This is a genomic window from Rhodococcus sp. DMU1, from assembly GCF_012272955.1.
Taxonomy (GTDB): domain Bacteria; phylum Actinomycetota; class Actinomycetes; order Mycobacteriales; family Mycobacteriaceae; genus Rhodococcus; species Rhodococcus aetherivorans.
Window position 1 is genome coordinate 5,059,789 of record NZ_CP050952.1, and the last position, 25,505, is coordinate 5,085,293.

The 25,505-nt window shown below is 71.6% G+C and carries 22 protein-coding genes; 13 read left to right on the top strand and 9 right to left on the bottom strand.

The annotated features are described in order from the left end of the window. Window positions 1-4: 4 nt before the first annotated feature. Complete coding sequence (locus tag HFP48_RS23040) at window positions 5-736, bottom strand: HNH endonuclease family protein (protein ID WP_006931648.1); 732 nt, start codon at window positions 734-736, stop codon at window positions 5-7. Further along, on the bottom strand, window positions 736-1,755 hold the full coding sequence (locus HFP48_RS23045; RefSeq protein ID WP_006931650.1) for a beta-ketoacyl-ACP synthase III: 1,020 nt from the start codon (window positions 1,753-1,755) through the stop codon (window positions 736-738). The genes HFP48_RS23040 and HFP48_RS23045 overlap by 1 nt, the downstream gene beginning before the upstream one ends. A gap of 256 nt (window positions 1,756-2,011) precedes the next feature. Between HFP48_RS23045 and HFP48_RS23050 the strand changes: the two genes are divergently transcribed. From HFP48_RS23050 to HFP48_RS23060, 3 genes are all read left to right on the top strand, one after another. Further along, window positions 2,012-3,076, top strand: coding sequence for a DUF4185 domain-containing protein (locus HFP48_RS23050; protein ID WP_203329890.1), 1,065 nt, complete (start codon window positions 2,012-2,014; stop codon window positions 3,074-3,076). Window positions 3,077-3,106: 30 nt separating this feature from the next. Beyond that, a complete protein-coding gene (locus tag HFP48_RS23055) occupies window positions 3,107-3,715 on the top strand; it encodes a class I SAM-dependent methyltransferase (RefSeq protein WP_168580109.1) in 609 nt (202 codons plus the stop codon). A 101-nt stretch (window positions 3,716-3,816) separates the two neighbouring features. After that, window positions 3,817-5,652 (top strand): acyl-CoA dehydrogenase, encoded by a 1,836-nt coding sequence (locus tag HFP48_RS23060; RefSeq protein WP_050035906.1) that lies wholly within the window; start codon window positions 3,817-3,819, stop codon window positions 5,650-5,652. Window positions 5,653-5,877: 225 nt separating this feature from the next. On the opposite strand, the gene HFP48_RS23065 is transcribed toward HFP48_RS23060, so the two are convergent. Next, window positions 5,878-8,253, bottom strand: coding sequence for a VanW family protein (locus tag HFP48_RS23065; RefSeq protein ID WP_210432780.1), 2,376 nt, complete (start codon window positions 8,251-8,253; stop codon window positions 5,878-5,880). 242 nt (window positions 8,254-8,495) lie between these two features. Continuing rightward, entirely contained in the window at window positions 8,496-9,809 is a 1,314-nt protein-coding gene (locus HFP48_RS23070; RefSeq protein ID WP_006931659.1) for an acetyl-CoA C-acetyltransferase, read from the bottom strand. 130 nt (window positions 9,810-9,939) lie between these two features. Here HFP48_RS23070 and HFP48_RS23075 point away from each other — a divergent pair, with 130 nt between their 5' ends. Both HFP48_RS23075 and HFP48_RS23080 read left to right on the top strand, forming a co-directional pair. Next, window positions 9,940-11,286, top strand: coding sequence for a 3-oxoacyl-ACP reductase (locus HFP48_RS23075; RefSeq protein ID WP_072636263.1), 1,347 nt, complete (start codon window positions 9,940-9,942; stop codon window positions 11,284-11,286). Then, window positions 11,286-12,143 (top strand): MaoC/PaaZ C-terminal domain-containing protein, encoded by an 858-nt coding sequence (locus HFP48_RS23080; RefSeq protein WP_029546038.1) that lies wholly within the window; start codon window positions 11,286-11,288, stop codon window positions 12,141-12,143. The genes HFP48_RS23075 and HFP48_RS23080 overlap by 1 nt, the downstream gene beginning before the upstream one ends. A gap of 108 nt (window positions 12,144-12,251) precedes the next feature. On the opposite strand, the gene HFP48_RS23085 is transcribed toward HFP48_RS23080, so the two are convergent. Both HFP48_RS23085 and HFP48_RS23090 read right to left on the bottom strand, forming a co-directional pair. Further along, a complete protein-coding gene (locus tag HFP48_RS23085) occupies window positions 12,252-12,737 on the bottom strand; it encodes an SRPBCC domain-containing protein (protein WP_168580110.1) in 486 nt (161 codons plus the stop codon). Continuing rightward, complete coding sequence (locus HFP48_RS23090; RefSeq protein WP_029546042.1) at window positions 12,734-13,108, bottom strand: metalloregulator ArsR/SmtB family transcription factor; 375 nt, start codon at window positions 13,106-13,108, stop codon at window positions 12,734-12,736. The genes HFP48_RS23085 and HFP48_RS23090 overlap by 4 nt, the downstream gene beginning before the upstream one ends. 210 nt (window positions 13,109-13,318) lie before the next feature. Here HFP48_RS23090 and HFP48_RS23095 point away from each other — a divergent pair, with 210 nt between their 5' ends. From HFP48_RS23095 to HFP48_RS23110, 4 genes are read left to right on the top strand one after another with little or no spacing between them, the layout of a single operon-like run. Beyond that, a complete protein-coding gene (locus tag HFP48_RS23095) occupies window positions 13,319-14,542 on the top strand; it encodes an alkane 1-monooxygenase (RefSeq protein ID WP_168580111.1) in 1,224 nt (407 codons plus the stop codon). Continuing rightward, window positions 14,542-14,703, top strand: a complete 162-nt coding sequence (locus HFP48_RS23100) for a rubredoxin (protein WP_003939211.1) — start codon at window positions 14,542-14,544, stop codon at window positions 14,701-14,703. The genes HFP48_RS23095 and HFP48_RS23100 overlap by 1 nt, the downstream gene beginning before the upstream one ends. 1 nt (window position 14,704) lies before the next feature. After that, window positions 14,705-14,890 (top strand): rubredoxin, encoded by a 186-nt coding sequence (locus tag HFP48_RS23105; protein ID WP_006940282.1) that lies wholly within the window; start codon window positions 14,705-14,707, stop codon window positions 14,888-14,890. Next, window positions 14,887-16,128 (top strand): FAD-dependent oxidoreductase, encoded by a 1,242-nt coding sequence (locus HFP48_RS23110; protein ID WP_168580112.1) that lies wholly within the window; start codon window positions 14,887-14,889, stop codon window positions 16,126-16,128. Before HFP48_RS23105 ends, HFP48_RS23110 begins: the two co-directional genes overlap by 4 nt. Window positions 16,129-16,136: 8 nt before the next feature. Here the strand turns inward: HFP48_RS23110 and HFP48_RS23115 are convergent, their stop codons facing one another. Together HFP48_RS23115 and HFP48_RS23120 are read right to left on the bottom strand one after the other, a co-directional pair. Continuing rightward, window positions 16,137-16,745, bottom strand: a complete 609-nt coding sequence (locus tag HFP48_RS23115; RefSeq protein ID WP_006940279.1) for a TetR/AcrR family transcriptional regulator — start codon at window positions 16,743-16,745, stop codon at window positions 16,137-16,139. A 67-nt stretch (window positions 16,746-16,812) separates the two neighbouring features. Further along, a complete protein-coding gene (locus tag HFP48_RS23120) occupies window positions 16,813-17,994 on the bottom strand; it encodes a glycoside hydrolase family 3 N-terminal domain-containing protein (protein WP_072636267.1) in 1,182 nt (393 codons plus the stop codon). Between the two features lie 100 nt (window positions 17,995-18,094). Between HFP48_RS23120 and HFP48_RS23125 the strand changes: the two genes are divergently transcribed. From HFP48_RS23125 to HFP48_RS23140, 4 genes are all read left to right on the top strand, one after another. Next, a complete protein-coding gene (locus tag HFP48_RS23125) occupies window positions 18,095-18,562 on the top strand; it encodes a universal stress protein (protein ID WP_006940275.1) in 468 nt (155 codons plus the stop codon). A 45-nt stretch (window positions 18,563-18,607) separates the two neighbouring features. Then, window positions 18,608-19,690 carry an isochorismate synthase gene (locus HFP48_RS23130; RefSeq protein WP_006940273.1) on the top strand — a complete coding sequence of 361 codons (1,083 nt, stop codon included), beginning with the start codon at window positions 18,608-18,610 and terminating at the stop codon, window positions 19,688-19,690. Window positions 19,691-19,839: 149 nt separating this feature from the next. After that, window positions 19,840-20,013 (top strand): DUF2613 domain-containing protein, encoded by a 174-nt coding sequence (locus HFP48_RS23135; RefSeq protein WP_006940271.1) that lies wholly within the window; start codon window positions 19,840-19,842, stop codon window positions 20,011-20,013. A 109-nt stretch (window positions 20,014-20,122) separates the two neighbouring features. Beyond that, window positions 20,123-24,319 (top strand): alpha-(1->3)-arabinofuranosyltransferase, encoded by a 4,197-nt coding sequence (locus HFP48_RS23140; protein ID WP_239010550.1) that lies wholly within the window; start codon window positions 20,123-20,125, stop codon window positions 24,317-24,319. On the opposite strand, the gene HFP48_RS23145 is transcribed toward HFP48_RS23140, so the two are convergent. Beyond that, window positions 24,255-25,424: an acyltransferase gene (locus HFP48_RS23145; RefSeq protein WP_050035910.1), complete on the bottom strand. Its 1,170-nt coding sequence runs from the start codon at window positions 25,422-25,424 to the stop codon at window positions 24,255-24,257. The genes HFP48_RS23140 and HFP48_RS23145 overlap by 65 nt on opposite strands. Between the last annotated feature and the right edge of the window lie 81 nt (window positions 25,425-25,505).

Sequence of the window (25,505 nt, forward strand, 5' to 3'; positions counted from 1 at the left end):
GCCGTCAGCAGGTGGCCAGGACGCCGGCCATCGCGTCCCTCTCGTCCGGCGTGATCCACAGGCCGTACTCCGCCTTCACCTCGATCTGCCGGGAGACGTAGGTGCAGCGGTACTCCGAGTTCGGGGGCAGCCACTGCGCCGCGTCCTTGTCGCCCTTGCCCTGGTTCGTGGGCCCATCGACGGCCTGCAGGTTCCGGGGATCGTTCGCGAGGTTCTTGCGGGCCTGCGCATCGAGCAGCCGCGCACCCTTCTGCCACGCGTCCGACAGGGCGACGACGTGATCGATCTGCACCGCCGACGACGTGTCGACGCCGCGCCGGAAGTAGATCTCCCGCCCCGTGTACGGGTCGTACAGGGTCCCCGCCTCGACGGTGCACTCCTTCGTCACCGGCGCCAGCTTGATGTTCACGAGATCCCGCTTCAGGACGTCGTTGCGCGTGTCGCAGCCGTTGCGCCCGCCCGCGACGGTCACGTCGTCGGTCCATGCCGGCCCGAACAGGGCGCGGTCGTAACCGCCGGACGGGTCCGGTTCCCGCACGGCGAGGCTCTTCAGCAGTTCGACCGCCTCGGCGGCGGCGGCCGACGACGGGGCCGGCGCGGGCGCCGACGTGGACCCGCCGGGACCCGCCTCGTCGCCGCCGTACGTCTGCTGGAGGACGACGAACGCGACGAAGGCGAGCACGTAGGCGAGCAACCACAACCAGCGCCGGCGGCCGGCGGAGTTCGCCGCGGCCACTACTGCGCGAGCGGCGGCATCTTCACGACCTGTCCCGCGTAGGACAGGCCGGCACCGAAGGCGAGCAGCAGGCCGAGCCCACCCGGCTGGACCTGACCGGTGCGCAGCATCTTCTCCATCGCGAGGGGGATGGAGGCGGCGGAGGTGTTGCCCGTCTCGATGATGTCGTCGGCGACGGCGACCGTCTCCGGCAGGTCGAGCTGGCGGACGATGACGTCGTTGATGCGCAGGTTGGCCTGGTGCGGGACGAACGCGTCGAGGGCGGCGAGCTCGACACCGGCCTTGTCGGCGATCTGCCGGGCGATCTTGCCCATCTCGAAGGCCGCCCAGCGGAACACCGCGGTGCCCTCCATGATGATCCAGGGCCGCTTCTGATCGGGGTTGTTCGCGAAGTTCACCCAGTCGGGTTCCTGGCGGATGGCGTCGGCCTGCGAGCCGTCCGATCCCCACACGGTGGGGCCGATGCCCACCTCGTCGGACGGGCCGACGACCACGGCGCCGGCGCCGTCGCCGAAGATGAACCGCACCGAGCGATCGGTGGGCTCGGTGGTGTCGCTCATCCGCTCGACGCCGATGACGAGCGCGTAGTCCTCGGTGCCCGCGCGCACCAGGTCGGAGGCGACGCCGAGGGCGTAGCAGAAGCCGGCGCAGCCTGCGGAGATGTCGAGGGCGGCGGCGCCGCCGGTGCCGAGGGCGTCGGCGACCAGCGCGGCGGACTGCGGGGTCTGGTACGGGTAGGTCGAGGTCGCCACGATGACGGCGCCGAGCCGGTCGCCGGTGATGCCGGCGGCCTCGAGCGCCTTGCGGCCCGCGGAGATCGCCATGTCGAGGACGGTCTCGCCGGTGTCCTCTGCGAAGCGCCGCTCCTTGATGCCGGAACGGGACTGGATCCACTCGTCGCTCGAGTCGATCTGCTGACAGATCTCGTGGTTGGTCACGATCCGCTCGGGGCGGTGCACGCCCAGCCCGAGCAGTGCGGTGTTCCGCAGCGGGGCGGGACCGGCGATCTGTGCACCCATCAGGCGAACTCCTCTTCTTCGTGCACTGGCTGTCAGTGCATCGCGTTCCTGACACGGTAACGCGCGCGCGAATCGTAGCGGAGCCGACCCGTCGGCCACGGCCCTTGCGCGCGGGCCGCCGGGACACGCCGACGGGCCCGGGACCGCGTGTGACTACTGCCACCTCCTGTTACCGTCTGTGGCCGTGCACACACGTAATGGGGGTTACCGACGTGCTTCCGCCCGCCTCGGAGTCCTTGCGCTGACCTGTGCCGCCGTGACGGTGGTTCCGTTCGCGGGCACTGTGGCGGCGAACCCGAACGCGATCAATCCCATCCCGGGACTCAACGGGGTCAACGGCCTGCCGGAGCTGCGCGGCCGCACCCAGGTGGTGGCGCAGCAGACCGGGATGCTCAGCACCAACCGCACGCAGGACATGAACGTGCTCGGCACCGACCTCGGCGTCATGTGGGACAACGGCCGCGGCCAGGTGCTGACCGCGTTCGGCGACACGGCGGGCCTCGGGCTGCCCAACCTTCTCTCGGGCAGCATCTGGGCCTGGCGCAGCAGCGCGCTGTTCCGCAGCTCGGACCGCAACCTCACGGACGGAATGACGTTCGACAGCGCGGCCCGTGACTTCTTCGGTCAGGCGAAGGAACTCGTACCGAGCCCGAAGATCCCGTTCGTGGAGATCAGCCGGATCCCCACCGCGGGGATCGCCGTCGGCGACACCCAGTTCCTGAGCTTGATGTCGGTGAAGAACTGGGGGCAGGCCGGCTCGTGGGAAACCAACTTCTCGGGGCTGGCCTTCTCCCACGACAACGGGGAGAACTGGACGGTGGCGCCGCAGACCGAGCGGCCGAGCGTCGGCGGGAACCGGAACTTTCAGATGGGCGCCTTCGTCCGGCACGGCGGGTTCGTCTATCAGTACGGAACGCCGCCCGGCCGCGGCGGCCTGGTGCACCTGGCGCGCGTGCCGGAACTGCAGATGCTCGATCTCGCGGCGTACGAGTACTGGGACGGCGGCGCGTGGGTGCGCGACGTGAATGCGGCCCGCCCGGTGATGGCGGGCGGCGCGGCCGAGCTGTCGGTGCAGTGGAACAACTACCTCGGGCAGTTCGTGCTGCTGACCACCGACGGCCACAACTCCGTGGTGCTGCGCCGCGCCCCGTCGCCCACCGGCCCGTGGAGCGCGCCGGAGGTCGTCGTCGACACCCGGGAGCTGCCGACGGCGTACGGCGCGTACATCCACCCGTGGTCGTCGGGTCCGGACCTGTACTTCCTCACGACCGTGCACCAGAACTACAACGTGCTGCTGCTGCGTACCACGCTCCACCCCTGACCGGCGTGGCGTCCGGGCTACCGTGCGTCCATGGACGCACAGGAGTGGGATGCGCGGTATGCGGAGAGCGAGACGGTGTGGGGATCGCCGCCGAACCCGGTGATCGTCGAGTTCGCGACGTCGCTGCCGCACGGCCGGGCACTGGATCTGGGGTGCGGCGAGGGCCGGCACTCGCTCTGGCTGGCCACGCGCGGCTGGGAGGTGACCGGCGTCGACTTCTCCCGGGTGGCGGTGGACAAGGCCCGGGCGATCGCGGCGCAGGCGCCGCGACGGGTGCGTGAGCGTCTGACGTACGCGTGCGCCGACGTGACCGAGGTCACCTTCGACGCCGAATATGATCTCGTCCTCTCCGCCTATCTCCATTTCCCTCCGCCACAGCGACGAGCATTGATCGACAATGTGATCGCGGCCCTGAAACCTGACGGAATCCTCATATTTCTGGGGCACGATTCGACCAATCCCGCCGAGGGCGTCGGAGGTCCTCGCGATCCCGAGATCCTCTACACACCAACGGATCTCGCCGAGGAAATGCACGACCGGCTGGATATCCGGACCGCCGAGCGAAGAATGCGGGAAACGGACGCAGGAATGGCGATCGACGCACTGGTCGTGGCACGCAAACCGACCCTTGGCAGTTAGTTGCCCGGCGGGTAACATAGGCGGATGTTACCGACGAGTAATAACTTGGGCGGTACTCGAACACTGCTTGACCGCACCATCTCACTGGGAGTAGCGCAGACATGGGCCATTACAAGAGCAACCTCCGGGATCTGGAGTTCAACCTCTTCGAGGTGCTGAAGATTCAGACGCTCCTCGAGGCCGGGAAGTTCGGTGACCTCGACGAGGAGACCTCTCGTGGCATTCTGGCCGAGGTGAAGACCCTCACCGAGGGCCCCGCAGCGGAGTCGTTCGCCGAAACCGACCGCACTCCCCCGGTCTTCGATCCCGAGACCCACTCGGTCTCGCTGCCCGAAGGCTTCAAGAAGGCGTTCAACTCCTGGTACGAGGCCGGCTACTGGTCCATGGGCCTCGAGGAGGAGATCGGCGGAACGCCGGCGCCGCGCGCCCTGAGCTGGGCCGTCAACGAGATGATGCTCGGCGCCCAGCCGGCCGCCTTCATGTACGCCGCCGGTCCGTCCTTCGCCGGCGTGCTCCACGCCAACGGCACCGACGAGCAGAAGAAGTGGGCCGCGACCATCGTCGAACGCGGCTGGGGCGCCACCATGGTCCTGACCGAGCCCGATGCCGGTTCCGACGTCGGCGCCGGCCGCACCAAGGCGATCAAGCAGGACGACGGCTCCTGGCACATCGAGGGCGTCAAGCGGTTCATCACCTCCGCCGACTCCGACGATCTGTTCGAAAACATCTTCCACCTCGTCCTCGCCCGCCCCGAGGGCGCCGGCCCCGGCACCAAGGGCCTGTCGCTGTTCTTCGTCCCGAAGTTCCACTTCGACTTCGAGAAGAACGAGATGGGCGAGCGCAACGGCGTGTTCGTCACCAACGTCGAGCACAAGATGGGCCTGAAGGCGTCCGCCACCTGCGAGGTCACCTTCGGCGGCCACGGCGTGCCCGCCCAGGGCTGGCTCGTCGGCGAGGTCCACAACGGCATCGCCCAGATGTTCGACGTCATCGAGCACGCCCGCATGATGGTGGGCACCAAGGCCATCGCGACCCTCTCCACCGGCTACCTCAACGCCCTGGCCTACGCCAAGGAACGCGTCCAGGGCGCCGATCTGACCCAGATGACCGACAAGACCGCCCCCCGGGTCACCATCACCCACCACCCGGACGTGCGGCGCGCCCTGGCCATGCAGAAGGCCTACGCCGAGGGTCTGCGCGCGGTCTACCTCTACACCGCCGCCCACCAGGACGACGTCGTCGCCGAGCAGATCTCCGGCGCCGACCACGAGCTGGCGCACCGCGTCAACGACCTGCTGCTGCCCATCGTCAAGGGCGTCGGCTCCGAGCGCGCCTACCAGTACCTGACCGACTCGCTGCAGACCCTCGGCGGCTCCGGCTTCCTGCAGGACTACCCGATCGAGCAGTACATCCGCGACGCGAAGATCGACTCCCTCTACGAGGGCACCACCGCCATCCAGGCGCAGGACTTCTTCTTCCGCAAGATCGCCCGCGACCGCGGCGTCGCCCTCGCCCACCTCACCGGCCAGATCCAGAAGTTCCTCGCCTCCGACAGCGCCGACGAGCGCCTCAAGTCCGAGCGGGCCCTGCTCGCCACGGCCCTCGAGGACGTCCAGGCCATGACCGCCACCCTGACCGGCTTCCTCATGGGCGCCCAGGAACAGCCGACCGAGCTGTACAAGGTGGGTCTGGGCTCGGTGCGGTTCCTGCTCGCCTTCGGTGACCTGCTCATCGGCTGGCGCCTGCTCGAGCAGGCCGAGATCGCCCTCGCGGCCCTCGACGCCGGCCCGGACGCCAAGGACAAGGCGTTCTACGAAGGCAAGGTCGCCATCGCCGGCTTCTTCGCCAAGAACGTCCTGCCCGAGCTGACCGCCGTGCGCGGCATCGTCGCGAACGTCGACCTCGACATCATGGAGCTCGACGAAGCGGCCTTCTGAGCCGTGGCAGGTGAGCGTGGCAGGTGGCCGCGGCAGGTGAGCGTGGCAGGTGGCCGCGGCAGGTGAGCGAATGTATCGTCCGCTACCGCTGAGGAGCTGAACGATACATTCGCTCGGCCCGGCTCGGCCCGGCTCGGCTCGGATCCGAGTGAGTAGGTAGTACACAGGACTGTGCCCTCCCGTTTCGTAACGGGAGGGCACAGTCGTGTGCAGGCTGGTTCCGCGCTACGGCGTGCCGGTCTGCGACGTTCCCGCGGGGGCCGCGGCCGGCGCATCCCCGGATTCGTCCGGGGTGCTCGGGGCGGGCTGCGGGGTCGTCGTCACGGCCGGTCGCGCGCCGGCGGGTGCCTCCGCGCCGCCTCCGGGCGTCTCCGCCTCCCCGGGCGTCGGCTGCGACGGCGCGGCCGGTGCCGCCTCCGGCGCGGGCTCCGGCTCGGCGCTGACGCAGCGCACCACGGGCACCGGGTCGTAGCGGACCGTGCGGGTGGTGCTCGAGATCTGCCGGCCGGTGGCCGCGTCGGTGATGATGCGGGTGTCGCTCACGGTGAAGCCCTGCGCGCCGCTCGACGGGATGCACCCCGGCCCGGCCGGCAGCGTGATCGTGTTCGGCGCCGTGAAGTTCGTGCGGGGACCGGTCACGGATTCGACGTCCACGGTCTTGGTGCCCCAGATCCGCACCGTGATGTCCGACGACGTGCCGATCGCCTGGATCAGCACCCCGGTGTCGAAAGGATTGCGGAACTTCAGGTCGATCGCACCCTCGAAGACCGTCGCCTCCCGGGCCGCCGGGTACCGGGAGATGTAGTAGCTGTGCTCGGTGTGCTCGACATCCTCCATGCCTGCGAAGTACGTCGCGTTGTACAGGGTGGTCGCGAGCTGGCTGATGCCGCCGCCCACCGCTTTGGATGGGCGTCCGTTGTTGATGATGCCGGACTCGACGTACCCCTGCGCCGCGCCGCGCGGGCCGGTGTAGCCGTTGAGCGAGAACGTCTCCCCCGGCTTGACCAGCGCACCGTTGATCTCCGAGGCCGCCAGGCGGATGTTCACGCCCGAGGCGTACTCGAAGCCCCCGGTGGTGAACTCGCCGATCACCTCGCGGATGCCCAGCTTCTCGGCGGCCTCCGTGGTCAGCTTGGGAGTGACCGGCTTGTACACGGCGTCGGTCACCCGCTCCCCCGGCGCGGCCAGCAGCTGCGGCAGCGCTTCGAGGCTGACCGCCCAGTCGACGAGCTCGCCGTCGACCGACGGGATCACCGTCGGGCCCCCGCCCTCGAGCACGATCCGGGCGTCTTTCGGCTCCACCTCGGTCGCGGCCAGTTGCGGCCGGAGGATCTCGGTCGCGGCCTCGATCCCGTACTGCGGGGTCAGTCCCCCGTTGCCGTCGGGCACGAAGGTCAGCACGGCGCCGACACGGTCGCTGGGCAGGGTCGCGACGGCCCCGTCGCGACCGCGGACCGTCACGTCGGCTGCGACGGCGGGGTCCGCGACGTCTCGCAGTGCGCGTTCGAGTCCCTCGGGCGTGACCGTCACCTCGACCGTCTCGACGGGGAACGCGACGTCGCCGAACGCCCAGCGTTCGGCGAACAGGTCTGCGGAGGCCTCCGCATCGAGCGTCTGCCCGGGCAGCGGCGGCACGGGCACCGGGGTCGCCCCGTCGAACACGAGGTTGCCCTCCCGTGGCGGCCGGTCGGCGACCGCGCGGACGCCGCCGATCGCCGCCGACAGCGCGGCGTCGTCGCGCGTCGACACGACGCCGATCTCGTTGCCGCCGCCGAAGAACGACGCCACGCGGGTGATCGGGTCGAGCGGCTGCGATCCGATGCGGTCGAGGGTGTGCTCCCAGTCGACGTCCAGACCCGCCTGCGCCGGCACGATCTGCGCGGCCACGTCGCCCGCCGTGACGGTCACGGGCTCGTCGACGCGCGGCCCGAGTTCGGTCCGCAGTATCTGTTCCGCCTCCGCGACCGACCGCCCGCCGATCTCGATACCGGCGACGGTGACGCCGCGCGGCACGTTGCCCGACGAGACGGCGAGGTCGCCGACGTAGAGGGCGGCGAGCACGGCGGCGACGCCGCCGACCACCAGCGCGATGCGACGCCAGGGCGGACCGCCGTCGCGTCCGGGTCCGGCCTGCGCCGGCTCGGCCGGGGGCGGTCCGGGCGGTGGTGGCTCGGCCGGGGGCGGTCCGGCCGGGGTGCCGGACTCGGGAGGTACGGTCGCCGGCCGAGGGGCCGATTCCTGCTCGGTGGCCGGCTCCCGGGAGGCGTCGTCCGACAGGGTGGGGATGACCTCGGTCTCGACGTCGGCGTCGGTGCGGCCGGACGCCGGCGCGACGACGGGCAGCACGGCAGTGGGCGCCTCCCAGGGCGGCACGTCGGCGTCCGCCGGCGGTTCCGGCTCGGCGTCCGGGACCTGCTCGGGTGCCCCGGCAACGTCGCCGGCGACGGGCTGCGGGGGCGGGGTGGGCTCGGCGCTCGCCACGGGGACGGCCTCCGTCCGGTTGCCGGCGGCGTCCTGGGGCGTCGCCTCCGGCTCGGGGACGGCGGACCGAACCTCGTCCTGGCCGTCCTCGGGGTCGTTCGTCCCGCTCTTGCCGCTCACCCATGTCCTTTCACCGGGGTGCGCCCCGGATCGGGCGCACCACTCGGTATCCAGCCTAATGTCGGGTTCCCGGCGCCCCCGAGCCGATGGGCGGTCCGAGCCCCCGCGGACAAGCGAAAGACCTCGCGTTGCCGCCAGGTCGGGGGTCAGGCAGCAACGCGAGGTCGACTGGTTTATCGGCGGCCCCGCCGGGGCGTTACAGACTTCCGGGATTTTTTCCGGACGGGGCCGCCGGGGTCGGCTCAGGCCTCGAGGATGGCGGTCACACCCTGCCCACCTGCGGCGCAGATCGAGATGAGGCCCCGCACGGGCTTGCCGGTCTCCTGCCGCTTCTCATGCAGCATCTTCGCCAGGGACGCGACGATGCGGCCACCCGTCGCGGCGAACGGGTGCCCGGCCGCCAGCGACGAGCCGTTGACGTTGAGCTTGCTGCGGTCGATGGACCCGAGCGGAGCGTCCAGACCGAGCCGGCCCTTGCAGTACTCCTCCGACTCGAACGCCTGGAGCGTGGCCAGGACGACGGAGGCGAACGCCTCGTGGATCTCGTAGAAGTCGAAGTCCTGCAGCGTCAGGCCGTTGCGCTTCAGCAGCCGCGGGATCGCGTAGGTGGGGGCCATGAGCAGGCCGTCGCCACCGTGGACGTAGTCGACCGCCGCGGTCTCCGAGTCCACGAGGTAGGCGAGCACGGGCAGCCTGCGCTCCGCAGCCCACTCCTCCGACGACAGCAGCGCCGCCGACGCACCGTCGGTGAGCGGGGTCGAATTGCCCGCGGTCATGGTGGCGCCGCCGAGCTCGACGCCGAACACCGGCTTCAGGCCGGAGAGCTTCTCGACCGTCGAGTCCGGGCGCAGGTTGTCGTCGCGGGTGAGGCCGAGGAACGGGGTGACGAGGTCGTCGAAGAAGCCACGATCGTAGGCGGCGGCCATGTTGCGGTGGCTCGCGGCGGCCAGCTCGTCCTGAGCCTCCCGGGCGATGCCGAACTCCTTGGCGGTGATCGCCGCGTGCTCGCCCATCGACAGACCGGTGCGGGGCTCGCCGTTGCGGGGGATCTCGATGCCGAGCATCGACGGCCGGACCTGGCCGAGCAGCTTGACGCGGTCGCCGGTCGAGCGGGCCCGGTTGAGGGAGAGCAGGAACTCGCGCAGCTCGTTGTTGACGCCGATGGGGGCATCGGAGGTGGTGTCGACACCGCCGCCGATGCCGGCCTCGATGCGGCCGGCGGCGACGGCGTCACCGACGGAGATGATCGACTGCAGGCCGGTGCCGCAGGCCTGCTGCAGGTCCCAGGCGGGGGTGTGCGGGTTCAGCGCGCTGCCGAGTACGCACTCGCGGATCAGGTTGAAGTCGCGGCTGTGCTTGAGGACGGCCCCGCCGACGACGGCACCGAGCCGCTCTCCCTGGAGGTTGAACCGGCTCACCAGCCCGTCGAGCGTGGCGGTGAACATGTCCTGGTTCGACGCGCGGGCGTACGTGCGGTCCGACCGGGCGAAGGGGATCCGGTTGCCGCCGAGGATTGCGACACGGCGCAGCTGCGTGGAACGGGCGGTGGTGGTCACTGACGTCTCCCGGGATGCTGGTGGATACAGACTCTGGCTACTATTCTTACTCGCGAGTAAGTTCGTTGTCGACACCACACCGTCGGCCCCTCCCGACAATACCGACGTCCGAACCAGAGAAGGTGGAATCGTGGCTGAAACCAAGAGCGCCCCCGGCCTCTATGCCCAGTTGATCGGGTCCGCGCCCGGAGCATTCCTCGCCAAGCAGTTCGGCCTGCCGAAGCCGGAGAAGCTGCGCCGGTACGAGCCGGGTCAGCCGCCGCTGGCCGGCCCGCTGCTCGTCGGGGGCAACGGCCGCCTCGTCGAACCGATCCGCACTCTGCTGTCCGACTACCCGTTCGCCGATCCCGCCGACACCGCGTACGGGGCGCTCGTCTTCGACGCCACCGGCATCACGGATGTCGCGGGCCTCGAGCAGCTGTTCACCTTCTTCCAGCCCGCGATCAAGGGGCTCGGCCCGAGCGGGCGCGTCGTGGTGCTCGGCACCACCCCGGAGGAAGCCTCCTCCGTGGACGAGCGCATCGCCCAGCGCGCGCTCGAAGGCTTCACCCGCAGCGTCGGCAAGGAACTGCGCCGCGGCGCGACGGCCCAGCTGGTGTACATCTCCCCCGATGCCGCCACCGGCCTGTCCGGCCTCGAATCCACGCTGCGCTTCCTGCTGTCCGCGAAGTCCGCGTTCGTCTCCGGCCAGGTGATCCGCGTCGGTGCCGGCGACGCGAAGGCCCCCGAGTCGTGGGAGCGCCCGCTCGCCGGGAAGGTCGCCGTCGTCACCGGCGCGGCCCGCGGCATCGGCGCCACGATCGCCGAGGTACTCGCCCGCGACGGCGCGCACGTCGTCTGCGCGGACATCCCCGCGGCCGGCGACGCCCTCTCGCAGACCGCGAACAAGGTCGGCGGCGTCTCCCTCGCCCTGGACGTCACCGCCCCGGACGCGGGCGACAGGCTCGCCGAGTACCTGCTCGAGCGGCACGGCGGCGCCGACATCATCGTCCACAACGCCGGCATCACCCGCGACAAGCTGCTCGCCAACATGGACGCCGCGCGGTGGAACGCCGTCATGGCCGTGAATCTGCTCGCCCCCCAGAAGATCACCGAGAAGCTGGTCGAGAAGGGCGCTCTGAAGGAGGGCGGCCGCGTGGTCGACGTGTCGTCGATCGCCGGCATCGCCGGCAACCGCGGCCAGACCAACTACGGCGCGTCCAAGGCGGGTGTCATCGGGATGGTGCAGGCCACCGCGCCCGTGCTGGCCGAGAAGAACATCACCATCAACGCCGTCGCACCCGGCTTCATCGAGACGGCCATGACCGCAGCGATCCCGGTGGCCACCCGCGAGGCCGGTCGCCTCATGAGTTCGCTGCAGCAGGGCGGGCAGACCGTCGACGTCGCCGAGACCGTCGCCTGGTTCGCCAACCCGGCGTCGAGCGCGGTCACCGGCCAGGTCGTGCGCGTGTGCGGCCAGTCCATGCTGGGGGCGTGATGGCTGTCGTCGAACTCTCCTCGCGCCCTTCGACTCTCGACGTCTACGCGCGGGCGGCGCTCTCGGCGCTGCCCGTCGTGGGCGCCTCGGGCGACCGCCTGCCCGACGACACCCTCGTGCTGCGCGGCCTGCGCGTCGACCCGGACAACCTGGCCGAGTACACGAAGGTGTGCGGACTGCGCTTCGGCGACACGCTCCCGCTGACGTACCCGTTCACGCTGACGTTCCCCGTCGTGATGAAGCTGATGGTGTCGAAGGGCTTTCCCTTCGCCGCCGTCGGTTCCGTCCATGCCGAGAACGTGATCGAGCAGGTGCGGCCCGTGTCCGTGACCGAGCCGCTGGATCTGAGGGTGCATGCCGAGAACCTGCGGGAGCACCGCAAGGGCCTGCTCGTCGACCTGGTGAGCGAGATCAGCGTCGGCCGGGAGCTGGTGTGGCGGCAGACGTCGTCGTTCCTGCACCAGCAGCGCACCTCGCTGTCGGATCAGCCGAAGCCCGAACCGAAGGCCGAGGAGATCCCTCCGGTGCCGACGTCGACGCTGCGAGTGGACCAGAAGACGATCGACCGCTACGCATCGGTCTCGGGTGACCGCAACCCGATCCACGTCTCCCGGCTCGGCGCCAAGGCGTTCGGGTTCCCGAAGCCCATCGCGCACGGTATGTGGAGCGCGGCCGCGGCGCTGCGGGCCGTGGAGGGCCGCATCCCGTCGCGCGCGACGTACTCGGTCCGGTTCGGCAAGCCGGTCCTGTTGCCCGCGACCGTGAACCTCTACGCCGCACGCGCCGCCGACGGCTGGGACCTGGCGCTGCGCCACCCGAAGAAGGGCTACCCGCACCTCACCGCCACCCTGCGCTGAGAGCTGCTGCGCCGCAATCGCTCCGAGCGAATGTATCGTCGACTCCCACTGAGGAGATCAACGATACATTCGCTCGGGCGGGGGCGGGGGCGGGGCGCGCTCGGCGGATCAGCCGGCGAGCAGAGCGTCCATCTGACCGACGGCGAGCCGCAGGCCTTCTTCCATACCCATGCCGGCCAGTTGCTCCATCTGCTCCCGGGACGCGAACGCGGAAAGAATCCGCATCCGGGTGCCGCCCTCGTGCTCGACGAGCTGCATCCGCACCGTGGTGGTCGGCATCTCGAGGTTCGGCGTCCCGTCCTCGTCGGCGAATCCGTCGGTGAATTCCAGGGACTCGGAGGGCTCGACCGCGGTGACGTTCCACCAGCCGCGGTACTTGTCCCCCTCGGGACCGGTCATGAAGTAGGTGACGGTGCCACCCGGGACCAGATCGTGCTGCTCCACGGTCGCCGGGTGGGTCGGCGGTCCCCACCACCGCTCCAACTGCCGGGGGTCGGCCCACAACTGCCACACCCGTTCGAGCGGTGCGCGGAAGTCGGCGATCAAGGTCAGGGTCAGGCTGTCGAAGTCCTTCTCGACGCTGGTCACGCTCATCGTTGTCGTCCTTTCCTCGGGTCGTTCCGGGCCGGATCCGGTTCCTCGGTGAGCAGGGCCGACATCCGATCCACTCGTTCCCGCCAGGCGCCCTCGAGCTGGTCGAGCACCCGCCGGGCCGTGTCGATCGCGTCCGGGTCGGTGTGCACGAGTTGCTCCCGTCCGCGTCGTTCCTTCCTGACGAGGCCGGCCCGTTCGAGTACCGCCACGTGCTTCTGCACCGCGGCAAAGCTCATGGGATAGGCCTCGGCCAGCCGCGAGACCGACGCCGCGGTCCGCGCGCAGCGATGCAGGATGTCCCGTCGGGTGGCGTCCGCCAGGGCGTGGAACAGCTCGTCCACCGCGTCTTCACGAATCCGATCTACAACCATTTGGTTGTAGATTAGCCGCACAACCCCCGCCTGTAAAGGAGTCGGCGTCGACGGCGGAAACGGACAACCCCGCCGGCGCGACGAGCGTTTTACAAATTACGATATTTTGTCTACCGCTGAGACCAAATGTCCTGTACTGTCCACATCACAGTGAGCTGGCTCATACCGGCTCCTCGAACTGGACGCTTCACGGGACAGGGAGGTCGAACGGTGACGACGTCGGACATCGGGCGGTACGCGCAGGCGCCGGTGGAACAGTGGCGCGATCGCAAGCGGTATCTGTGGCTAATGGGGCTGATCCCGCCCACGGCGATCTTCCTCGCGACCGCACTGATCTGGGGATTCAACCAACTCGGCTGGACCGCGGTCTCGCCGATGTGGTGGTGGATCGGTCCCCTTCTGGTGTACGTGCTGCTGCCGATCCTCGACCGGTTCTTCGGCCCCGACGGGCAGAACCCGCCGGACGAGGTGATGGAGATGCTCGAGAACGACAAGTACTACCGGTACTGCACCTACGCCTACATCCCGTTCCAGCTGGCCAGTCTCGTCTTCGCCTGCTACCTGTGGTCGACCGGGAACCTGTCCTGGCTGGGGATCGACGGCGGCCTGGGGCTGATCTCGAAGATCGGTCTGGCGTTCAGCGTCGGCGTGATGGGTGGTGTCGGGATCAACACCGCCCACGAGCTCGGCCACAAGAAGGACGACCTCGAACGGTGGCTGTCGAAGATCACCCTGGCCCAGACCTTTTACGGCCACTTCTACATCGAGCACAACCGCGGCCACCACGTGCGGGTGTCGACCCCGGAGGACCCGGCTTCGGCCCGCTTCGGCGAATCGTTCTGGACGTTCCTGCCGCGCAGCGTGTGGGGCAGCCTGAAGTCCTCGTGGGAACTCGAGAAGACCCGCCTGCAGCGCCTCGGCAAGAGCCCGTGGACCCTGCGTAACGACGTCCTCAACGCGTGGGCGATGTCGGTGGTCCTGTTCGGTGTGCTCGTCGCGGTGTTCGGCCCGGTGATCATCCCGTTCCTGATCCTGCAGGCCGTCTACGGCTTCTCCCTGCTCGAGACGGTGAACTACCTCGAGCACTACGGGCTGCTGCGGCAGAAGACCGCCACCGGCCGGTACGAGCGCTGCACCCCCGCGAACAGCTGGAACTCCGACCACATCGTCACCAACATCTTCCTGTACCACCTGCAGCGGCACAGCGATCACCACGCGAACCCGACCCGCCGCTACCAGACCCTGCGGAGCATGGACGGCGCCCCCAACCTGCCCAGCGGCTACGCGAGCATGATCGGGCTCGCCTACATCCCGCCGCTGTGGCGCAAGGTGATGGACCACCGCGTCGTCGAGCACTACGACGGCGACATCACCCGCGCCAACATCCAGCCGAGCAAGCGCGGCAAGGTCCTCGCCGAGTACGGGGCGCAGTGATGGCCGCCTACGAGTGCCCGGTGTGCAACTACGTCTACGACGAGACCGCAGGCGCGCCCCGCGAGGGTTTCCCCGCCGGCACACCCTGGGACGCGATTCCCGACGACTGGTGCTGCCCCGACTGCGGGGTCCGCGAGAAGATCGACTTCGAAGGACGCTGACATGACCACGAACTACAAGCTCTTCCGTTGCCTGCAGTGCGGATTCGAATACGACGAGGCCGAGGGCTGGCCGGAGGACGGCATCGCCCCCGGCACCCGATGGGACGAGATCCCCGACGACTGGTCCTGCCCGGACTGCGGCGCCGCCAAGTCCGATTTCGAGATGGTCGAGGTCAGCCGGACATGACCGAGACGATCGTCGTCGTCGGCACCGGGGTGGCCGGCGCGACCGCCGCACAGACCCTGCGCAAGGAGGGCTTCGCCGGACGTGTCGTGCTGATCGGCGAGGAGGCCGCGCTGCCCTACCGGCGGCCGGTGCTGTCGAAGGACCTGCTCGCCGGCAGCATCACCGCGGAACGGGCACAGCTCGAACCGGCCGGCTACTGGGCCGACCACGACATCGACCTGCGCACCGAGACCCGCGTCGTCGAGCTCGACCCACGGCGTCACCGGCTCCGGCTGTGGGACAACGAGATTCTCGACTACGACGCGGTGATCCTGGCGACGGGCGCCCGTGCCCGCCACCTGGACCACGACGGCGGGGACAGGGTGCTGAGCCTGCGCACGGCCGAGAACGTCGCCCCGCTGCGGGCCGCGATCGAGGCGCACCGTTCGCTCCTCGTCGTCGGCGCCGGCCTGATCGGCTGCGAAGTCGCTTCCACCGCAAGGGAACTGGGAGCCGAGGTCACCGTGCTCGAGAGCGCGCCGTCGCCGCTCGCCCGCATCGTGCCGCCCGCCGTCGCCGAGATGTACGTCGGCCTGCACGCCGAACGCGACGTGCCCGTCCACACCGGCGTCGCGCTGCGCTCCCTCACCGGCGACGACGACGGGGTGCATGCCACCGCCGAGGACGGGCGCGCCTGGACGGCCGGCGCCGCCCTCGTCGCGGTGGGCTCGGTGCCGGACACCGCGCTCGCCCGCGCGGCCGGGCTGACCGTCGGCGACGGCATCGTCGTCGACGAGGCCTACCGCACCTCCGCCGCCGGGGTCTACGCCGCGGGCGACGCGATGGAGCAGCCCAACCCGGTGCTCGGCGGCCGGCACCGCACGGAGAACTGGAACAGCGCCCGGGCCCAGGGCATCGCCGCCGCGAAGTCCGTCCTCGGGCAGCCGCTCGGCGCCGCGGAGGTGCCGTGGGGCTGGTCCAACCAGTACGGGCACAACCTGCAGTTCGCCGGCTGGTCCCGCCACGACGACGACTACGTGGTGCGCGGGTCGATCGAGGGCCGGGACTTCACGGCCCTCGCGCTGCGCGGCGACCGGCTGGTGGGGGCGATCGCCCTCGGCCGCCCGAAGGACATCCGCATCGTGCGGCAGCTCGTTGCCGCCGGCGCGGCGGTCGATCGCGGCGCGCTCGCGGACGAGTCCGTCGCACTGGGCGACGTCGCGGGTCGGCGCGCGGCGGCCACGCCGGCATCGCTGTAGCGGGCTGCTCAGCCTTGGTGGTCGGTGCGCTTCTTGCCGGCCAGGCCGCGCCAGGCCAGGTTCTCGAGCAGATCGGCGGCCTTCTCCACGTCGATCTCGCCGCCGGCGATGCGGTCGGCGACGGCCTCGCCGGCGCCGACGAGCGCAACGGCCATGATGGCGAAGTCGGTTCCCGGCTCCGGGTCGCGCGTGCTCGATTCGAGCAGGTGCGCGGTGAGCTCGATGAGCCGGTCCCGGCTGCTGCGCACCTGCCCGGCGAACGCCTGCTGGGACATCGCCTGGCGGTAGAGCACCATCCACGAGTTGCGGTGGGCGTCGACGAATCCGAGGAACGACTCGAGCGCCACCCGCAGCTGATCGCGTGGCGTGAGCCCGGGATCACCGGCGGGCGTCAGGGCCTCGACGAACCGCTGCCCCTCCCGGCTGATGCACGCGGCGAACAGTTCGTCCTTCGAGCCGTAGTACAGGTAGAGCATCGGCTTGGAGATCTGGGCCCGGGCCGCGATGGCGTCCATCGAGGTATTGTGAAACCCGTTCTCGGAGAAAACCTCCACGGCGGCGTCCAGCATCTGCTGTTCCCGCACCGCGCGAGGCAGTCGCTTGGTACCGCCGGCCATGTCTCCTCCAAGTCCCGATGCTCCCAGCTCCTTACCCTAGAGTAAGGAGCTGGTTTCCGACGCCGATTCAGCAGTCCAGCGCGCCCTTGGCGCGCGCGACGGTGCGCACCGCGTCGTCCACCCGCGCGGCCGGCAGCGCTCCCGTCGCCACGGCCTGTTCGAGATGGTCGAGCACCCGCGGGACGTCGTCGGTGGTCAGCCACAACGCCTGGTCCACCCCGGCGGCGAGCGCCGCCTGCACCGCTTCGGTGATGTCGTACGTGTCGGTGATGGCCCGCATGCCCGACAGGTCGTCGGTGAAGACCACCCCGTCGAACGGCGGGGCACCGTAACCGGTTCCGGACCGCAGCAACTGCACCGCCTGCGGGCTGATGCTCGCCGGCAGTCCCTCGGTCAGCCCCGGCACGTCGAGGTGCCCGAGCATCACCGCGACCCCGGAATCCACGAGCTCCCGGTACGGCACCAGGTCCACCTGCTGCAGCTGGTCGAGCGGCGGCGCGGTGACCGCACCGGTGTGCGAGTCGCCCGACGCCGAACCGTGGCCCGGGAAGTGCTTGAGCACCGGCAGGATTCCCGCGTCGCGCAGGCCCTGCGCATAGGCGCCGGCATACTGCACCACCACCTGCGGATCGTCGGAGAAGGAGCGGTCGCCGATCACCGAGTCGTCCGGCTGACTGCTCACGTCCACGTCCGGCGCGAAGTCGACGGTGACGCCCAGCTCGCGGAGCTCGCGGCCCCGCTCGAGCGCCATCCGGTACGTCTCCTCGACGGTCATCGTCTGCGCCGTCACCCGCGCCGACGGATCGGGGCCGAACAGCGCCCCCACGCGCGAGACCCGGCCGCCCTCCTCGTCGATGGTGACCATCAGCGGCAACCGGCTCGCCGCCACCACCTGCGGGATCTCCCTGTTGGCCAGCATCGACACGTCGGTCCAGCTGCCGACGAAGATCCCGCCGATCTGTTCGGACCGCACCGCCTCGAGGGCGTCGGCGGTGCCGGTGACACCGACGTTGAGCAGCTGGGCGAGCCGCTGCCGCACCGTCAGCGACGCGAGCAGCTCGTCGCCGCAGGACGGTGCGGGTGACGCGGTCGCCATCGGGGCGGGCGACGGCGACTGTGCGACGGTCGACGTGGCCTGCGACGTCGCGGCGGCCGTGGGCTCCGGGGTCCGGGGCGCGTCCTGTCCCCCGCACCCGGCGACGGCGAGGACAGCCGCGACCGCGACGGTGAGGGTGTGACGGATCCGCATGGCCACCGACGGTAGCCGACCACCGCCGCGCCTGCCCCGACGACCCGCGGCGACGGGTAAAGTGCCCCCCAAGGACCGCCACGACAGCAGGGGACGCGTGATGCCCGCAGATCTCATCCTCATCGCCTACGACGGCTCCGAGAACGCCAAGCGGGCCGTGCGGTATGCGGGGCGATTCCTGGCCTCGTGCCGCGCCGTCGTCGTCACGGCCTGGGAACCGATGGTCCGTCAGGCCGCCCGCATGTCCGGGCTGTCGGGGGTGATGCAGCCGGAGTGGGTACCCGACGAGGAAACCGAGGACGTGGCCCTCACCGACGCGAAGGTGATCAACGCGGAGGGACTCGAACTCGCCCGCTCCGCCGGCCTCGCCGCGGAGGGCCGCACCCTCGAGGTGGTCAGTGCCGTGTGGACCGCGATCGTCGAGGCCGCCGACGAGCTGAACGTCGACATCATCGTCACCGGCACCCGCGGCACCACGGGCCTGCGCTCGCTGCTGCAGTCGTCGGTGGCCGACCACGTGCTGCGCCACAGCCATCGGCCCGTGCTGATCGTCCCCCCGGGGCGCTAGCCGCGGCGCGTACCGGGCGCGGGCGGGGGATATCGTCGACCCACCATGGACGGTTTCCTGCTCTCCCGCGCCGATCGCACCGTGCACACCACCGGGACGCGCCGCCGGTTCACCGACGTCGCCGAGGCCTCTTTCGCGTTGCGCCGCGGCGAGGCCGACCTGATCGTGGGCGCGCTGCCCTTCGATCCCGAGCGCCCCGCCGCGCTGACCCAGCCGGAGACCGCCGACGTGACCGACGCGGCGTGGCAGCCACCGGACGCCCTGCCCGCCCTGCCTGCGGTGCGGATCGCCGCGCAGACCCCGGCGCCGCAGCAGCACGTCGCGCGGGTCGCGGCGCTGCGCGACCGGCTCGGCCGCGGCGAACTCGACAAGGTCGTCGCCGCGCGCTCGGTCACGCTCGTCTCCGAGACGCCCGTCGACCCGCTCGCCCTCGCGGCCCGGATGGCCGAGCGCCACCCCACCGCCCACGTCTACGCGGCGGACCTGAGCGCCGCCGGCGAGCGGTACCGCGGCCACACCCTGGTCGGCGCGACGCCCGAACTGCTGGTCAGCCGCCGCGGCGACGCCGTCACGTGCCGTCCGCTCGCGGGCACCGCCGCCCGCTGCGCCGACCCCGGCGCCGACCGTGAGGCGGGCCGGCAGCTGCTCGCCTCGGCGAAGAACCTCGCCGAGCACGCGTTCGTCATCGACTGGATCCGCTCCCGCCTGACCCCGCTGTGCAGCGAACTGGAGATCCCGGGCACGCCCGTGCTGACCGCCACGAGCGACGTGTGGCACCTGGCCACCCCGATCACCGCCACCCTGCGCGACCCCCGCACGGACGCCCTGACGCTGGCAGCGGCACTGCACCCGACCCCGGCCGTGGCCGGCACGCCCACCGAGGCCGCACTCGCGGCGATCCGCAGCACGGAGGGCGACCGTCGCTTCTACGGCGGCGCCGTGGGGTGGTGCGACGGGGACGGCGACGGGGACTGGCTGGTGGCGATCCGCTGCGCCGAGCTCAGCGCCGACGGCAGGCGGGCCCTCGCGTGGGGCGGCGGGGGCATCGTCGCGGCGTCCGATCCGCAGGCCGAACTCGACGAGACCACCGCGAAGCTGCGCACGCTGCTCGGCGTGCTCGGCCTCTAGGCCGCCGCGAGTGGAGCAGGCCACAGTCGCACCCGCGCGGGTGATACCTTGACGCGGAGCGCAACGACGCCGGACCGGTTCCGGCACCGTCGCGCACGACGAATGTCGGCTGCACACGGAAGCCGACGACGGACGATGGGGAGATGGGTATGGCGAAGTTCCTGGGCCCGGGCCTGGTCAGCGCGGCGATCGGCGCCGTCCTCGGCGCCGTGGCGGTGTTCGGGGTCACGGCGGCGGTTCAGGAGAACACCCGCCCGGAGGTCGACCGCAGCGGCAACGCCGATTCCTCCCTGCTGAACCAGGTTGAGTACGGCAGCCGCTGACGGCGCCATCCACGCGACGAGTTCACGCACTTCCCACGGCGCGGTGCCCCACCCCGGTGGGGCACCGTCCGCCGACCCCCTCTCCAGGCGGTGGTTGTACGGGGCCGCCGTGGTGTCGCTGCTGTTGGCGTTCGCGCAGGCCCCCGGCCTGATCGTCGCCGACACCAAGTACGACCTGACCCAGAACCCCCTCGGGTTCCTCACCCGCGCCGCCCACCAGTGGAGCAGCCTCGCCCCGCTCGGCCAGGTCCAGAACCAGGCGTACGGCTACTTCTTCCCGCACGGCTCCTTCTTCGCCGTCGGCCAGCTCCTGCACGTCCCCCCGTGGATCACCCAACGGGTGTGGTGGGCGCTGCTGCTGCTCGCCGGGTTCTGGGGCGTGGTGCGGCTCGCCGAGGCGCTCGGCGTCGGCAACCGTGGTTCCCGGCTGATCGCCGCGGCGGCGTTCGCACTCTCGCCCCGCGTGCTGACCACCCTCGGATCCATCTCGTCGGAGACGCTGCCGATGATGCTGGCGCCGTGGGTGCTGCTGCCGCTCGTGCGCTACCTCGACGGCGACCGGGCGCTCCCGCACCGGCGGGGAGCACCGCAGCTCGCCGCGCAGTCCGCCGTCGCGGTGGCCCTCATGGGCGCGATCAACGCCGTCGCCACCGTCGCCGCGTGCCTCGTCGCCGGGCTGTGGTGGATCGCGCACCGCCCGAACCGGCGGTGGTGGCGGTTCACGCTGTGGTGGATCCCGAGTTGCGTCGTCGCGGTGCTGTGGTGGATCGTGCCGCTGCTGCTGCTCGGCCGGGTCAGTCCCCCGTTCCTGGACTACATCGAATCGTCCGGGGTGACGACGCAGTGGACGTCGCTGGCGGAGGTGCTGCGCGGCACCGGCAGCTGGACCCCGTTCGTCTCCCCCGAGCGCATCGCCGGCGCGGTGCTCGTCACCCAGCCCGCGGCGGTCCTCGTCACCGGCCTGCTCGCCGCCGCGGGCCTCGCGGGGCTGGCGATGCGGTCGATGCCCGCCCGGGGGCGGTGGGCGCTGATCCTGTTCGCCGGCATCGCCGGGCTGGCCGCCGGGTACGTCGGTGAACTCGGCTCGCCGATCGCCGAGCAGGTGCGGTTCTTCCTGGATTCGGCCGGCGCCCCGCTGCGCAACGTGCACAAGCTCGAGCCGCTGGTGCGGTTGCCGCTCGTGCTCGGGCTCGCGCACCTGCTGCGCCGGGTACCGCTGCCCGGCGCGGTGCCGTGGCGGCAGGCCCGGACCGCGTTCGCCCACCCCGAACGCCAGCCCATGGTCGCGTTCACCACCCTGATCCTCGTGGCGCTGACCCTCGCGACGTCGCTCGCGTGGACCGGCCGGCTCGCCCCGCGCGGTGCCTACGACGCGGTGCCCGGATACTGGCACGAGACCGCCGCGTGGCTCGACGAGCACACCTCGGCCCGCGGGGAACGGGCGCTGATCGTGCCGGGCGCCCCGTTCGGCAGCCAGATCTGGGGCCTGACCCGCGACGAGCCGATCCAGCCGCTCGCGTCGACGCCGTGGGCCTCCCGCGACGCCGTGCCGCTCGTGCCGCCCGGCGCGATCCGGGCCCTGGACGCGGTGCAGCGGCACCTCGCCGACGGCCGGCCCACCCCCGGCCTGGCGGCGACGCTGCGCGGCCAGGGCATCGGCTACGTGGTGATCCGCAACGACCTCGACCCGGAGACGTCGCCGTCGGCGCGGCCGGTGCTCGTGCACCGGGCGATCGAGGGCTCCCCCGGGCTCGTGCGGGTCGCCGAGTTCGGCAACGAGATCACCCGGAACTTCGAGGAGGGCTTCACCGCCGACTCCGACCTGCGACCGGCCTACCGGGCGATCGAGATCTACCGCGTGGACGTGCCCGGCGCGCCGGTCGGCCCGTACGCCGTGGACGCGGCGACCGTTCCCCGCGTCCAGGGCGGTCCCGAGGCTCTGCTGCGGCTCGACGACGCCGAGCCGGGGAACACCGGCCCCGCGCTGCTCGCGGCCGACGCGAGCCGTGCCGGCCTGCCCGTCGGCGACGTCGTCGTCACCGACACCCCCACCGACCGGGAGACCGACTACGGCCAGGTCGACCACCACAGCTCGGCGATCCGCGCCGCCGGCGACCCGCGGCGCACCTACAACCTCGTGCCGGACTACCCGGTGCCGGACACCGACCTCGTGCGCGCCGAGTGGGAGGGCGCGCGGATCAGCGTGTCCAGCTCCGCGTCGGACGCCACCCAGCTCGGCGGCACCTCCGTCGGCAGCGGGCCGGCGGCCACCGTCGACGGCGACCCGACCACCGGCTGGCACAGCAACGGCCTCGAGTCCGCGGTCGGGCAATGGCTGCAACTCGACCTCGACCGGCCCATCGAGGCCGGGCTGCTCCGGCTGAGCACCAGCCCCGGCGCGATCGGCACGCCGGTGAAATGGCTCGAGGTGACCACCGACCGCGGCAGCACCGCCGTGCGCATCGAGAAGCCCGGCCGGGAACAGACGGTGGCGCTGCCGCTCGGACGGACGACCTGGATCCGGATCACCTCCACCCGCACCGAGGACGGATCCGTGGGCAACCAGTTCGGGCTGACCGAGGTGGCGGTGGACGACTTCACCGACCGGGACAACCCGCGGCCCGTCGACATCCGGCAGCGGATCGTGCTGCCGGACGTCGCCGCCGGGGCCGCCGTGCGGGGCTGGAACCTCGGTCAGGAACTGCCCGGCCGCGGCAGCTGCGTCGACACCCCCGACCGGGTGCGGTGCGCGCGGGGCCTGGCCGTCGCACCCGAGGAGCCGAACGTCTTCACCCGCACCCTGTCGGTGCCCGACGCGACGTCGGTGGCGCCGCAGCCGTGGGTGCGGGGACGGCCCGGCCCGGCGCTCGCCGAGGTCGCCGCGCTGCCGGACCGGGTGGTCGCCCGCGGCGCCGCCGACGTCGTGGACCTGCAGGGCTCCGCGTTCGCCGCCACCGACGGTGATCCGCGGACGACGTGGACGGCGTCGGAGGAGGCGGTGCGGCCCGGGGCACCGCGACCGACCCTCACCCTCGACCTGCCGTCCCCGCAGCTGGTCACCGGCCTCGAGGTGGCGCCGAGCCCGGGACCGCTGCCGGCGCGGCCGACCCGCGTCGCCGTCGACCTCGGCAACGGCCCGCAGGTGCGCGATATCGAATCATCAACAGCGACAATCGATCTCGAACCATACGTCACGGACCGGGTAGTGCTCAGCCTGGTCGGCTGGGACGACGTGCTGGACCAGACCGTGCTCGGCTTCGCCAAGGTCGGCCCGCCGGGACTGGCGGAGGTGACCGTGCTCGGCCCGGACGGGCCGATCGGCCCGCAGGACCCGGTGTACGAGCGGCAGGTCACCGTCGGGTGCGACGCCGGGCCCGTGCTGACCGTCGACGGCCGCACCTACCGGACGTCGGTCACCGCGACCGTCGCGGACCTCGCCGCGGGGGTCGAGGTGCCCGCCACCCTGTGCGACGAGACCGTCGCGCCGCTGCCCGCCGGGCACGTCGACGTCGAGCTGGACCCCGGCCAGGCGTTCACCGTCGGGACGCTGCGGCTGCCGGTGCCCGGCGCCGTGAGCCCGCCGTCGCCCGAACCCACCGAGCTCGCCGTCGGCACCTGGACGGAGAACCTGCGCGAACTCGAGGTGCCTGCGGCCGAGCGGGAGCGGATCGTCGTCGTGCCGGAGAGCACCAACGTCGGCTGGGTCGCCACGGCCGCGGACGGCACCGAACTGACGCCCGTGGTGGTCGACGGCTGGCAGCAGGGCTGGGTCGTGCCCGCCGGGGCCGGTGGCACCGTGACGCTCGAGTTCGCCACCGACCGCTGGTACCGCCTCGGCATCTTCGGCGGTCTGCTCCTGCTGCTGCCGCTGTTCGCGCTCGCGGCCTGGCCGCGCCGGCGCCCCGTCGCCAACCCGGGGCCACCGCCACGGGTGTGGGGCAGCACCACCGTCGGCTTCGCCGGCGTGCTGGCCGTCGCGACCCTCGCGGCCGGTGCGGTGGGCGCGGCGACGACGATCGTCGCGGCGGTGGCGATCGTGGCGGTGGGCGCGCGCTGGGGCCGCGACGTGGCCGCCCGCACGCTCGTCGTCGTGACCGGGGCCGCCACCATGACGGCGATGGCATTGCTGTCCACCGGGCCGTGGCGAGCGCCGGGCGGCTACGTCGGGCACTCGTTCGCGATCCAGTTCGCTGCGCTGTGCGGGCTCGTCGCGCTGGGGCTCGCGGCGCTGCCGGTCTCGCTCAGGGCGCGGCGGAGTCTGCGACGCGTTCTGCGGTGGTCGCGACGCGGCGCTGGCGGCGCCTGACCTCCCGGCGCACCGGCTCCTCGACGAGCGCGTAGCTGACCGACGCGACGGCGATGCTCAGCACCAGCGTGACCGCGAGCACGAACCAGAAGTCGCCCTGGAACGGGATGAGCCCGAAGACCGGGAAGACGATGGACAGCACCGCCAGGTGCCAGATGAAGATGCCGTACGACCATCGGCCCACGGTCAGCGCCGGCCCGCTCGCCAGGATGCGGTGCTCGGCGCGCGGCGCGAGGACGAGCGGCGCCAGCAACGCGAAACTCATGAGCGCACCGAGGAGGATCTTGCCGTTGTACTGCCACGGCTCGAGCGTCACGAGCCCCTCCGGCCCACCGAGGGACGTGGTGGACAACGCGAATGCGGCCACGGCGATCCCCGCCATGAGCACCCGGTGGGAGGCGAGCCGGTGCACCCAGGTCCGTTCGCCCGACACGAGTTCGGCGAGCAGCATGCCGGCGCCGAACCACGGCAGATAACCCGGCAGCCAGTTGTCGTGGTTGATGTGGCCCGGGGTGGGGACCGGCAGCCACGCCCACATCAGCGACAGCGCGCTCACGGCGAGCAGCAGCGGGACGCGGAACCGGGCCCGGTCGCCGCGCAGCCCGGCGAGCGCCGCGGCGAACAGCGGCAGCAACAGATAGAAGGCCACCTCCACGGACAGGCTCCACATCTGGGTCAGTCCCTCGGTGAGGCTCAGCGGCACGAACACCTGCACCAGGGTCAGGTTCGCCAGCCACAGCCGCCAGCCGCTGCCCGCCCCGGGCAGCAGGAGCAGCACGACGCACACCACCACCCAGTACGCGGGCAGGATGCGGGTGGCCCGCGACAGCAGGTAACGCCCGGCGGGCGGCGCGGCCCCGAGACCACGCGCGGCCGCCGCGTGCGGCCGCCACAACAGGAAGCCCGACAGCGCGAAGAACAGGGCGACGGCCAGGTCGAACCGGCCCCAGATGCGGCCGAGCACCGGATCGTCCACCGCCCCGGTCTGGAACGCCACGTGCGTGATCAGGACACCGACGGCGGCGAATCCGCGCATGCCCTCGAGCGCCGGCAGGAATCCGGAGATCGCGGAAGCCGGGGCGACGGGCGGGGTGGTGCTGGTCATCGAGGACAGTCTGCCCGGTGGGGTCGTGGCGGGGAAGCCGGGATCTCGAGTCCGCGCGGTGGCGCGCGCCGGGCGGCTGCC

Coding starts and splice junctions, on each gene's coding strand:
- HFP48_RS23115 (WP_006940279.1), bottom strand. CDS start 16,745: ATGGCCGGCGGTACCAAGCGACTGCCTCGCGCGGTGCGGGAACAGCAG.
- HFP48_RS23100 (WP_003939211.1), top strand. CDS start 14,542: ATGGCCGCCTACGAGTGCCCGGTGTGCAACTACGTCTACGACGAGACC.
- HFP48_RS23085 (WP_168580110.1), bottom strand. CDS start 12,737: ATGAGCGTGACCAGCGTCGAGAAGGACTTCGACAGCCTGACCCTGACC.
- HFP48_RS23120 (WP_072636267.1), bottom strand. CDS start 17,994: ATGCGGATCCGTCACACCCTCACCGTCGCGGTCGCGGCTGTCCTCGCC.
- HFP48_RS23080 (WP_029546038.1), top strand. CDS start 11,286: ATGGCTGTCGTCGAACTCTCCTCGCGCCCTTCGACTCTCGACGTCTAC.
- HFP48_RS23090 (WP_029546042.1), bottom strand. CDS start 13,108: ATGGTTGTAGATCGGATTCGTGAAGACGCGGTGGACGAGCTGTTCCAC.
- HFP48_RS23135 (WP_006940271.1), top strand. CDS start 19,840: ATGGCGAAGTTCCTGGGCCCGGGCCTGGTCAGCGCGGCGATCGGCGCC.
- HFP48_RS23045 (WP_006931650.1), bottom strand. CDS start 1,755: ATGGGTGCACAGATCGCCGGTCCCGCCCCGCTGCGGAACACCGCACTG.
- HFP48_RS23105 (WP_006940282.1), top strand. CDS start 14,705: ATGACCACGAACTACAAGCTCTTCCGTTGCCTGCAGTGCGGATTCGAA.
- HFP48_RS23125 (WP_006940275.1), top strand. CDS start 18,095: ATGCCCGCAGATCTCATCCTCATCGCCTACGACGGCTCCGAGAACGCC.
- HFP48_RS23055 (WP_168580109.1), top strand. CDS start 3,107: ATGGACGCACAGGAGTGGGATGCGCGGTATGCGGAGAGCGAGACGGTG.
- HFP48_RS23110 (WP_168580112.1), top strand. CDS start 14,887: ATGACCGAGACGATCGTCGTCGTCGGCACCGGGGTGGCCGGCGCGACC.
- HFP48_RS23145 (WP_050035910.1), bottom strand. CDS start 25,424: ATGACCAGCACCACCCCGCCCGTCGCCCCGGCTTCCGCGATCTCCGGA.
- HFP48_RS23130 (WP_006940273.1), top strand. CDS start 18,608: ATGGACGGTTTCCTGCTCTCCCGCGCCGATCGCACCGTGCACACCACC.
- HFP48_RS23060 (WP_050035906.1), top strand. CDS start 3,817: ATGGGCCATTACAAGAGCAACCTCCGGGATCTGGAGTTCAACCTCTTC.